Annotated in this window: 10 protein-coding genes; 5 read left to right on the forward strand and 5 right to left on the reverse strand. The window is 34.0% G+C overall.

Annotated elements, in window-relative coordinates:
• Positions 1–134: 134 nt before the first annotated feature.
• A complete protein-coding gene (locus BM053_RS03075) occupies positions 135–620 on the forward strand; it encodes a hypothetical protein (protein WP_091473911.1) in 486 nt (161 codons plus the stop codon).
• A gap of 117 nt (positions 621–737) precedes the next feature.
• On the opposite strand, the gene lgt is transcribed toward BM053_RS03075, so the two are convergent.
• The 4 genes from lgt to folE form a co-directional block, all read right to left on the reverse strand.
• Entirely contained in the window at positions 738–1,703 is a 966-nt protein-coding gene (lgt, locus tag BM053_RS03080; protein ID WP_091473913.1) for a prolipoprotein diacylglyceryl transferase, read from the reverse strand.
• A 74-nt stretch (positions 1,704–1,777) separates the two neighbouring features.
• Positions 1,778–2,005: a membrane protein insertion efficiency factor YidD gene (yidD, locus tag BM053_RS03085; protein ID WP_091473915.1), complete on the reverse strand. Its 228-nt coding sequence runs from the start codon at positions 2,003–2,005 to the stop codon at positions 1,778–1,780.
• Between the two features lie 4 nt (positions 2,006–2,009).
• Positions 2,010–3,497, reverse strand: a complete 1,488-nt coding sequence (cysS, locus tag BM053_RS03090; RefSeq protein ID WP_091474732.1) for a cysteine--tRNA ligase — start codon at positions 3,495–3,497, stop codon at positions 2,010–2,012.
• Positions 3,498–3,647: 150 nt separating this feature from the next.
• Positions 3,648–4,319, reverse strand: coding sequence for a GTP cyclohydrolase I FolE (gene folE / locus BM053_RS03095; protein ID WP_091473918.1), 672 nt, complete (start codon positions 4,317–4,319; stop codon positions 3,648–3,650).
• A 162-nt stretch (positions 4,320–4,481) separates the two neighbouring features.
• Here folE and BM053_RS03100 point away from each other — a divergent pair, with 162 nt between their 5' ends.
• Entirely contained in the window at positions 4,482–4,922 is a 441-nt protein-coding gene (locus BM053_RS03100) for a hypothetical protein (RefSeq protein WP_091473920.1), read from the forward strand.
• A 1-nt stretch (position 4,923) separates the two neighbouring features.
• Positions 4,924–9,795, forward strand: coding sequence for an Ig-like domain-containing protein (locus BM053_RS03105; protein ID WP_091473923.1), 4,872 nt, complete (start codon positions 4,924–4,926; stop codon positions 9,793–9,795).
• Between the two features lie 157 nt (positions 9,796–9,952).
• Here BM053_RS03105 and BM053_RS03110 read toward each other — a convergent pair whose 3' ends face one another.
• Positions 9,953–10,885 (reverse strand): peptidylprolyl isomerase, encoded by a 933-nt coding sequence (locus tag BM053_RS03110; protein WP_091473925.1) that lies wholly within the window; start codon positions 10,883–10,885, stop codon positions 9,953–9,955.
• A gap of 61 nt (positions 10,886–10,946) precedes the next feature.
• Here BM053_RS03110 and BM053_RS03115 point away from each other — a divergent pair, with 61 nt between their 5' ends.
• Together BM053_RS03115 and BM053_RS03120 are read left to right on the forward strand one after the other, a co-directional pair.
• Positions 10,947–11,405, forward strand: coding sequence for a GNAT family N-acetyltransferase (locus BM053_RS03115; RefSeq protein WP_091473927.1), 459 nt, complete (start codon positions 10,947–10,949; stop codon positions 11,403–11,405).
• Between the two features lie 3 nt (positions 11,406–11,408).
• Positions 11,409–12,209 (forward strand): class I SAM-dependent methyltransferase, encoded by an 801-nt coding sequence (locus BM053_RS03120; protein WP_091473930.1) that lies wholly within the window; start codon positions 11,409–11,411, stop codon positions 12,207–12,209.
• The last annotated feature ends 4 nt before the right edge of the window (positions 12,210–12,213 follow it).

Here is a 12,213-nt window from a genome sequence, read left to right on the forward strand (position 1 = left end):
TTTAGGATAATAATTCCTTTTTTCTCATGGAGTTATATTGTTTATAAATTAGTTTAATTTGTAAGTTACCTGCAAGTTTTCCTTAAAATTCCGCATAAAATAAAATTGAAAAACAGAAAACTGAATTAACGAAAATGAAAAACTATAGATTATATTTTATTACTTTTTTTGCAATCTGTTTTTCTGTTTTTGTTTCAATCCCATATTTAAAAAGCAACTTATCTGATTACGATAAAAAGACAAAAATTTATAACAGTTTTGAAATTGATACTTTAGTTAGAAATAGATTATTTAGAACAAGTTACGATAGAACATTAATTCTAAAAATGTCTGATGGAACGAAATGGAGTGTTAGTAAAGTATTTTCAAAATATTTTGATGAATTAAAAGACAGTAAAAATATTGGCAAAAAATACACTTTGTATGTTTCAAGTGAAACTGATGAATCTCCATCACAAATTGAAATCGAAAACAAAATAGTTTATAGCATAAAGAGTGTAAGTTATTATAATTACTTCATAATAATAGCAACATTAATTTTAGTGTATTTTTCATATCAAGAAATGAAAAATACTAGAAAAATGAAAACTGAAAAAAGCAAAGACAAAACCAGGAGGTAACAATGACTTGTTGTATTTAGCTTTCTACTTCTAAAAAAATACCGCAGATTCACAGATTTTTTTAATAATCTGTGAATCTGCGGTAAAAAATATGTTTTAATCTGTAAAAATAAATTCTTAAATCACTTCCTTTTTCGCTCTAAAAACAAAAAACAAACCAGCTAATACAAAAGGAATACTTAGCCATTGTCCTGTAGATAATAATCCTAAAACAGATTCGAAACCACCTTGACTTTCTTTTACAAATTCAACTAGAATTCTTACTGAAAATAGCGTGATTAAGAACATTCCGAAAAGGAAACCTTGTTTTTGGCGCGCATCAGTTTTCCAATATAAAAAGAATAAAATGGCAAAAACAAATACATAACCAAAAGCTTCATATAATTGCGAAGGATGTCTAAACGGAATAGCGTTTAGCGTTTGTGCAAAAGCAGAATCAGTTTCTATAAGTTTATAAGCTTTGCTTAAATCGTTTGTTTGTGTAATTTGACGTATGTTTTTATCCATCCAAAACTCATCTTCACGAATAAATTTAACACCATAAAAAGGTTTCCCAGAAACAATTGGACCATAAATTTCAGAATTGAAAAAGTTACCCAATCGTACAAATATCGCTCCACTAGCAACAGGAATTACCACTCTGTCGAGAATCCATAAAATAGATCTTTTAAGCACTTTGGTAGTATAAAAATACATCGTAATAATAACCGCAATAGCTGCACCATGACTTGCTAATCCTCTAAATCCAGTAAATTCCCAACCTTTTATAAAATAAAATAAAGTAGCGTTTGGGTTTTCTCGTATTGGCAGAAAAATTTCAAGTAAATGGTCTGGATAATAACTACTCCAATTGTAAAATATAACATCTCCCAATCGTGCGCCAATTAAGATGGCAAGTACCATATATATAAGTAAACTATCTAATTTTTCGATAGGTTCGTTTTCTCTTTTAAAAATTGGTTTCATAATAAACCAACCCAAAATAAAGGCTACAACGAACATTAAACTGTAAAAATGAAGTGTAAACGAGCCTATGTTTATTCCTTCTGAAGGATTCCAAACGATCTGTAAAAAGTGTGTCATGTTTTTGTTTTCTGGTATTTGGTTTTATTCAAAAATACTCTTTTAATTTTAATTAATTATTTTTTAATTCAATTCTATGGAACAGGATCGTAACCGCTTCGTCCCCAAGGATGACAACTCAAAATTCTTTTGGCACCAAGATATCCTCCTTTAAATAAGCCATGTTTTTGCAAAGCTTCGGCTGTATAATGAGAGCAGGTAGGAGTGAACCTACAGGTTGCAGGGGTTAGTGGCGAAATTACGATTTGGTAAAACCGAACCACAAATAGAAATGGGAATATCAGAATTTTTTTTAAACTCAAAATATTATATTGAAAATGTTGTTCCTTCTTTTCCGTCTTTCAACTGAATTCCTAAAGCCAATAACTGATCTCTAATTTGGTCAGACATTGCAAAATCCTTATTATCTCTGGCTTGTTTGCGCATTTGGATTAGCATTTCTACAACGCCTTCTAATTTATCATTATTGTTTGTCGATGATTTTTCGTCTTCCAATCCTAGAACATCAAAAACAAAAGCTTTTATTGTGCTTGAAAAATCTGTAAAATCTTCTTTGGTTAAAAAAGCAGACTTGTCTTTCAATAAATTTATCAAATTTACACCCGAGAATAAATGAGCAATAAGAATTGGTGTATTGAAATCATCATTCATAGCATTATAACAATTTTCTTTCCAGCCTTTTAAATCAAACGTTGATTCAGTTCCGAAGTAAAAATTATCTAAATTATTCAAACTACTAACAGCGTCTATCAATCGATAAAAACCTTTTTCGGCAGCAAGAATAGCATCGTTAGTAAAATCGAGATTGCTACGGTAATGTGCTTGCAACATAAAGAATCGAGCTACTGATGCTGAAAAAGCTTTGGTTAAAAAAGGACTTCCACCAGAATATATTTCGCTTGGCAAAATATTATTTCCAGTCGATTTCGACATTTTTTTTCCGTTTAAAGTCAACATATTAGCATGCATCCAATAATTTACGGGTTCTTGACCAGTACAAGCTTCATTTTGTGCAATTTCACATTCGTGATGAGGGAATTTTAAATCCATTCCGCCACCGTGAATATCAAAATGATTACCTAAATATTTGGTACTCATTGCAGTACATTCTAAATGCCAGCCCGGAAAACCATCGCTCCAAGGAGAAGGCCAACGCATAATATGTTCTGCCTCGGCTTTTTTCCAAAGCGCAAAATCCTGATGGTTTCTCTTATCACTTTGTCCGTCGGTATCTCGAGTATTGGCAAGCATATCTTCGATATTTCTACCGCTTAATTTTCCGTAATTGTTAGTTTCGTTAAACTTAACTACATCAAAATAAACAGAACCGTTAGATTCGTAACCAATTCCTTTATCTATAATGGCTTTAACAATTTCAATTTGTTCTATAATATGTCCAGTAGCTGTGGGCTCGATACTTGGCGGTAGGAAGTTATAAGCTTTCAAAACATTATGAAAATCGACAGTATAACGCTGCACAATTTCCATAGGTTCTAGTTGTTCGAGTTTTGCTTTTTTGGCAATTTTGTCTTCACCATCATCTACATCATCAACAATATGTCCTACATCGGTAATATTTCGTATGTATCTAACCTTATAACCCAAATGCAAAAAATACCTATATATCACATCAAAGGACATAAAAGTACGCACATTTCCTAAATGAACATTGCTGTAAACCGTAGGTCCACAAACATACATACCTATATTTCCTTCATTAATAGGAGTAAAGTTTTCTTTTTCGCCCGATAGCGAATTGTATATTTTTATGGGTTGCGATTTATATAATGGCATTTTGTTTATTTTTTTAGGAGCTATTTCCTGCTTTACGTTGCAATCTGTCATTGCGAGGAACGAAGCAATCTCATTCGGGATTAAAATTCGCAATTACAGGATTTCCACTGCAATCAGGGCTAGGACATTTCGTTATTAATGAACTTTATTTTAGAATTTAGTATCTAATTTAATATAATCTAAAAACTCTCTTCTTGTTTCTAAATTTTTAAATTTCCCACCAAACTCAGAAGTAACAGTGCTGCTTTCTATGTCTTTTATTCCGCGTGAGTTTACGCAAAGATGTTTGGCATCAATAACACAAGCCACATCATCAGTACCTAAAGCAATTTGTAATTCTTGTACAATTTGCATCGTTAGTCTTTCCTGAACTTGTGGTCTTTTCGAATAATATTCGACAATTCGATTCATTTTAGATAAACCAATCACAGTTCCGTTCGATATATACGCCACATGTGCACGACCTATAATTGGCAACAAGTGATGTTCGCAAGTAGAGTAAACGACAATGTTTTTCTCGACAAGCATTTCGCCGTATTTGTAATTATTATCAAAAGTAGAAGGTTTTGGTTTTTTGTTAGGATTTAGTCCACCAAAAATTTCTTTTACAAACATTTTTGCCACACGATTGGGTGTTCCTGAGAGGCTATCGTCAGTAAGATCCATACCAAGGGTTTGCAAAATATTTTCTACGTCTTTTTTTATAGATTCTATTTTCTGATCATCGGTCAGAACAAATGCATCTTTTCTTACAGGATTTTTTGCGCTTGTAGCAATATGATTGTTTCCAATTTCGTCTTGAAAATCGTCGTTATGAGCCATTAAATATAAGGTTTAAACAATTAAAAAGTTTATTAATTGCAAATATATGTAATATATTCAAATTTATTAATTGATTTTAACTATTAAAAAGTACAACCAAATATTAATTATTATTTAAATATTTCTTAAATTTCGAACGAATTTAACTAAACCAACTAAGAGATGAAATTTATTACCCTTAAGATTATCTTTGTTTTTATGATTTCACAATTTATTTATTCGCAAGAAAACATAGATTGTAATGCGAATTATAAGGCTGAGATTATAGAATGCCCAAAAGAAACTATAAATGCTGAAAAATACGCTATTGTAAATTGGGATTTTTCAGAAGTGAAAGATGCTACAATTAAAATTGAAATAGTTCCAATTTTAGATTGTTTCAATAAAGACAAAGCTGTTGCTTATAAAGATACCATTTTGTTAAACATTGGTAATGCTGAAAACGGAATTATTGGTTCGAAAAAATTAATTCATATTGAAATGATGAGTAAATGTTTCAAATGGAGAGTAATGGTTACCAAAACAAATTGCGAAAAAATCTCCGATTGGCAATACTATTATTTTATTCCTGTGACAGATTATAAAAAAATTATAAAAAATTAAGATGAAAAAAATAATACTATTTTTAGTTTTTAGTTTAATTACTATAAATCTTTATTCACAAGCTACTTGCGCAACGGCAGAGGCTTTTTGCGGTTCAGACCCTACAATTCCGTCCTTGATATATCCAAATTCAGTAGGTGGGTCAGGTGGATCAAATGCTTGTTTGGGATCTACACCTAATCCTAAATGGTTTTATTTTAAAGTAGATCAATCTGGGACTTTAATTTTTGATATTATTCAAAATACTGCTTTCAATGCTGGTGGTTTTCCTACAGGAACTGCTCTTGATGTTGATTTTGCAGTTTGGGGACCCTTTGCTTCGGCAACCGGCAACTGTGGAAGTATGGTTAATAACTGTCCTTGTCCTAATAATACAACCTCACCAGGAAGCTACCCTAGGCCAGCTCCAGGGAATTTAGTAGATTGTAGTTATGATGGCTCTCCAGTAGAGCATCTTACAATTGCAGGCGCTGCTGCGGGACAATATTATCTTGCTGTGGTTACTAATTTTAGTGGACAACCCGGATTTATAAAACTAGAACAAAGAGCTCCTATTTTACCAACTTATGGTTCTACCGATTGTGATTTAGTATGTGGTGTTTCTCTAGGCCCAGATCGTAATGAGTGTGCTGGGACTTCTATAAATATTACAACATCTTTTTCTTCTCCGTTTTCTACCGGCACAGCACCTTTTCAGTGGTTGCTAGGAGGTGTTCCGCAACCTGCTTACGATAATATGCAAACGATATCTGTAAATACACCAGGAATTTGGTCAGTAAAAACCACTAGACCTGGCGGATGTTATCAAGTTACAGATAGTATGGTGCTATCATATTATGCTCCAATACCAGTAACACAACCTACGGATATTATTCTTTGCACAAGTTCGGCTGCACCTTATATATTTCCTTCAATAAATAAAAATGCTCAAATTTTAGGAACTCTTTCGGCTTCAGATTATACTATTACATATCATACAACCCAATTAGCTGCAGATAACGGTGCACCAAGTATTCCTTTTGCAAGTTTGACTAATTATTCTATCTCAACTTCACCAACTAGAATTTATGTTAGAGTTGAAGATAACTCAACAGGCTGTTATGCAACAAGATTTTTCGATTTAATTGTAGCTGCCGCACCAGCTGGTACATTTTCTTATGCTAGCCCATCATATTGTACAAGTGTTACAACACCACAATCTATAGTACCTGCAGGTTTAACTCCTAGCGGAAGCTTTACAACAAATCCATTAACTGGATTAACAATAAATTCAACTACTGGTGAAATTATCCCTAGTACAAGTACACCAGGACCTTATACAGTAAATTACGATATTGCAGCAACGGCTTCTTGTCCAGCATTTAATACCAGTACAACAGTTACAATTAACCAAGTACTAACTCCAACAATAAATTGTGGTACATCTACAACTACTTCGGTAATATTTGATTGGGCTGCAGTTACAGGAGCAACAGGTTATAATGTGTCTTATCAAATAAATGCTAATCCAATAGTAAATGTTGGAGCAATTGGTAACGTATTAACTTATTCAGTATCAAGTTTAAGTCCAGGAGATACTGTTGTAATTACATTAACACCAACCGGACCAGCAGGTAGTTGTTTTTCACCAAATACTCAAAGTTGTATAGCAAATAATTGTACACCACCTACTGTCGCTATATCTTATAGTTCACCTAGTGCACCTAACACATCATTTTGTGAATCAGATACAGTACCCAAATTAGTTTACATATCGGGAACTGGGCTTTTTACGCCAGGTACTTATGCTGCAAGTCCAAATACTCTAATTATTAATCCAATTACAGGAGAAATTACTCCAAACGGAAGTCCTGCAACAGTTTATACAGTAACCTATTCAGTTACAACAACTCCTCCGGGTTGTTCACCTGTAACAGCTACAACATTAGTAACGATTAATGCATTACCAACAATTTCAGGAACTTTAAATGCTTGTATTGGATTGACCACACAACTTACAGGTTCTGGCACAGCCAATGCAACGACACCTTGGGTTTCTTCAAATACTGGAGTAGCCACTGTAAGCAATACAGGATTGGTAACAGGAGTTTCGTTAGGAACAGCGATTATTACTTATACCAATAGTAATGGTTGTGTGATTACCGCAACGGTAACGGTTAATGCATTACCAACAATTTCAGGAACTCTAGTAGCATGTGTTGGATTAACAACACAACTTACAGGTTCTGGAACTGCCAATGCAACAACACCTTGGATTTCTTCAAATACTGGAGTAGCCACGGTAAGTAATACAGGATTGGTAACAGGAGTTGCGGCAGGAACTACGATTATTACTTATACGAATAGTAACAGTTGTGTAATTACCGCAACGGTAACTATTAATGCATTACCAACAATTAGTGGAACTTTAAATGCTTGTATTGGATTGACCACACAACTTACAGGTTCTGCTACGGCAAATGTAACAACACCTTGGATTTCTTCAAATACTGGAGTAGCTACGGTGAGTAATACAGGATTGATAACGGGAGTTGCCACAGGGACTACAATTATTACTTATACAAATAGTAATGGTTGTGTAATTACCGCAACGGTAACCATCAACGCTTTACCAACAATTTCGGGAACTTTAAATACTTGTATTGGGTCAACGACACAACTTACAGGTTCTGGAACTGCAAATGCAACTAATCCATGGATTTCTTCAAATACAGGAGTAGCCACTGTGAGTAATACAGGATTAGTCACAGGAGTTACAGCAGGAAGTACCATTATTACTTATACAAACGATAATGGTTGTGTAATTACCGCAACGGTAACTATTAATGCATTACCAACAATTACTGGAACTTTAAATGCATGTGTTGGATTAACCACACAACTTACAGGTTCCGCTACGGCAAATGCAACGACGCCTTGGGCTTCTTCAAATACTGGAGTAGCCACTGTGAGTAATACAGGATTGGTAACGGGAGTTGCGGCAGGAACTACGATTATTACTTATACCAACAGCAATGGCTGTGTGATTACAGCAACGGTAACGATTAATGCATTACCAACAATTAGTGGAACTTTAAATGTTTGTATTGGATTAACAACACAACTTACAGGTTCTGCAACAGCTAATGCAACGACACCTTGGGTTTCTTCAAATACAGGAGTAGCCACTGTAAGTAATGCAGGATTGGTAACAGGAGTTTCGTTAGGAACAGCGATTATTACTTATACCAATAGTAATGGTTGTGTGATTACCGCAACGGTAACGGTTAATGCATTACCAACAATTATTGGAACTTTAAATGCTTGTATTGGAGCAACAACCCAACTTACGGGTTCTGGTACAGCCAATGCAACGACACCTTGGATTTCTTCAAATACAGGAGTAGCTACGGTAAGTAATGCAGGATTGGTAACAGGAGTTGCATCAGGAACTACAATTATTACTTATACCAATAATAATGGTTGTGTGATTACGGCAACCGTAACGATTAATGCATTACCAGCAATTAGTGGTACTTTAAATGCTTGTATTGGATTAACAACGCAACTTACAGGTTCTGCTACAGCCAATGTAACGGCGCCTTGGGTTTCTTCAAATACTGGAGTAGCTACAGTAAGTAATACAGGATTAGTCACAGGAGTTTCAGCAGGAACCACGATTATTACTTATAAAAACAGTAATGGCTGTGTTATTACGGCAACAGTAACTATCAATGCATTACCAACAATTACTGGAACCTTATCGGCTTGTGTTGGATTGACCACACAACTTACAGGTTCTGCTACAGCTAATGCAACGACACCTTGGGTTTCTTCAAATACAGCAGTAGCTACAGTAAGTAATACAGGATTAGTAACAGGAGTTTCAGCAGGAACAGCAATTATTACTTATACCAATAGTAATGGTTGTGTGATTACTGCAACAGTAACAGTTAATGGATCACCAACAATTTCGGGAACTTTAAATGCTTGTATTGGATTAACAACACAACTTACAGGTTCTGGAATTCCAAATGCAACAACTCCATGGATTTCTTCAAATACTTTAGTAGCCACTGTAAGTAATACAGGATTGGTAACAGGAGTTTCAGGAGGAACTGCAGTTATTACTTATACAACAGATAGTAATGGTTGTACTGCTACAGCAACGGTAACTGTAAATAACCCATCAGCACCAACAGTTACAACGCCAATAGCATATTGTATAAATGATCAGGCAAATCCGCTTAGTGCAATTGGAACTAATTTGTTATGGTACACAACAGCAACTGGAGGTACAGGTTCAGCTACTGCACCAACACCTTTGACAACTGCGGTTGGAAGTGCAAATTATTATGTAAGTCAAACTGTAGGTACTTGTGAGAGTCCAAGAGCAGTAATAACAGTTAATATTTCTGAGCCGCCAGCAACTGTTGTTGCAACACCATCAGAATTTTTTGCAGATTTGCATACCATAACTGTTACTGTTACTCCAACAGGAATATATGAATATCAAATAGATAATGGTGTTTTTCAAAGCAGTAATGTATTTACAAATGTAGGTGCTGGCCCACATGACATAATAGTAAGAAATGAATGTGATTCATTACCGGCAACGGCTTATATTGTTGATTATCCAAGATATTTTACACCAAATAGTGATGGTTATCATGATACTTGGAATATTCCTGAACTGAAAGGTCAAGCAAATTCTAAAGTTTTAATTTTTGATAGATTTGGAAAATTAATAAAAGAAATTAGACCTTCTGGAAGTGGTTGGAATGGAACTTTTAATGGAAAAGAATTACCATCGACTGATTACTGGTTTATTGTTACTTACGAAGAAAAAGGAATTACAAAAGAACATAAAGCACATTTTTCGATGAAACGATAATTATTAACTATTTGTTTATAAAAAAGGCTTCTCAATTTGAGGAGCCTTTTTTGTTTTATCATCTATCAGTAAAAAAATATTGTAAAAGCAGTTTTTCTTAATAAAAAAATCCCAACAGTTTCGTGTTGGGATTTTTAAATTTATTTTAATGATAATATTATTTCACATCCATCAATTCTACATCAAAAATAAGAGTAGCGTTTGGAGGAATAGCACCACCAGCACCACGAGAACCGTAAGCCAAGTGTGATGGAATAACAAAACGTGCTTTGTCCCCAACTTGAAGCAAAGCAATTCCTTCGTCCCAACCTTCAATCACTTGCCCTTGACCCAATCTAAAATCAATTGGTTTTTTGCGAGGATAAGAAGAATCAAAAACTTTTCCAGACTCTAATGAACCTTCGTAATGAACCGAAACGGTTTTGCCATTTTCTGCTTTTTTACCAGAACCTTTCTGAATCATTTTGTAACGTAAACCGCTTTCTGTTTTATCAAAACCAGCAGCCAATTGTTCCATTTTTGCTTCTCCTTCTGCTTTTTCTGCCGCTTCACGTTTTGCACGAGAACCTTCAAAAGTTCTAAAAGCTTCTACCGCATTCCATTTTTCAGCTTCTTCACCAACTCTAACTATTTCTAAAGTTTTTAGAATATCATTTCCTTCCACTGCATCAACAACATCTTGACCTTCTACAACATGACCAAAAACAGTATGCTTACCATCTAACCAAGTAGTTGGTACGTGTGTGATATAAAATTGAGAACCATTTGTTCCTGGTCCAGAATTTGCCATAGCCAAAACTCCTGGTTTGTCATGTTTCAAACTTGGGTGAAACTCATCGTCAAATTTATAACCTGGCGCTCCAGTTCCTGTTCCTTGTGGGCAACCACCTTGTATCATAAAATCTGGTATAACACGGTGAAAAGTTAGTCCGTCATAATAAGGTGTTCCTTGTGGTTTTACTTTATTTTCAAGATTTCCTTCAGCAAGTGCAACAAAGTTACCAACCGTTCCTGGAGTTAAATCATGTGTAAGTTTTACTAAAATCGAGCCTTTAGTAGTATTAAATTTTGCGTAAATTCCGTCTTGCATGGTTTATTTATTTAAATTTGAACTGCAAAATTACAAATATTAAATAGAAAGTCCCGCCGAAATGGATATTAAAATTATCTCTTACAATCCTAAATACAAATCCTATTTTATCGATTTAAACAAAGCTTGGCTCGAAGAATATTTTTTTGTTGAAAAACACGACATTGATGTTTTTGAAAACATAGAAGAAGTTATTTTGAAACCTGGTGGCGAAATTTTCTTTTGTTTGATTAATGATGAAGTTGCGGGAACTGTCGCAATGCAAAAAGTAAACGATACTAAATATGAATTGGCTAAATTAGCAGTTGATAAAAAATTTCAAGGACAAAAATTAAGCAATTTGTTGATGGATGCTTGTATTGATTTCGCAAAAGAAAAAAAAGCGACCACAATTATGCTCATGTCAAGTACCAAATTAGATACTGCTTTGAATTTGTATCGAAAGTATCATTTTGTTGAAGTTCCGTTAAGTGAAACTGATTATAGTCGTGCTGATATTCAAATGGAATTATATTTATAAAAGATGAAAATCCCTGAAAACTACATAGAAACCAATAAACAAACTTGGAACAACAAAACGGATATCCATATTGCTTCCGATTTTTATAATAATGAAGCGTTCTTAAGCGGAAAATCTTCATTAATGGATATCGAATTGAATCTTTTGGGAGATATTTCAGGGAAGAAGATATTGCATTTACAATGCCATTTCGGACAAGATACATTATCCTTAGCCCGTTTAGGAGCAAAAGTAACAGGTGTCGATTTATCTGATAATGCCATCAATAAAGGAAAGGAACTGAATCAAAAAATTGGTCTTGATGCCGAATTTATCTGTTGTAATGTTTATGATTTAGAAAATCATCTTGATGAAAAATTTGATATTGTTTTTACCAGTTACGGGACAATTGGTTGGTTGCCAGATTTAGACAAATGGGCTAAAGTAGTATCTAATTTCTTAAAACCTGGCGGCCAATTTATTTTTGCCGAATTTCATCCCGTAGTTTGGATGTATGACGATAATTTCAAGAATGTTTTTTATAGTTATTTTAATATTAAGCCTATCATTGAATATGAAGAAGGAACATATGCAAACAGAGATGCTGATGTTAAAACCAGCTCTGTTTGCTGGAATCATTCTACTAGTGAAGTGTTGAATTCCTTAATTAAATCAGGATTAGAAATCAATTCTTTCGATGAATACGATTATTCTCCTTATAATTGCTTTAATGAAACCGAAGAATTCGAAAAAGGTAAATTCAGAATCAAACATTTAGAAAATAAAATTCCAATGGTTTTTTCATTGGTTGCAACCAAAAAATAAATTT

It is taken from the genome of Flavobacterium swingsii (assembly GCF_900111965.1).
Taxonomy (GTDB): Bacteria; Bacteroidota; Bacteroidia; order Flavobacteriales; family Flavobacteriaceae; genus Flavobacterium; species Flavobacterium swingsii.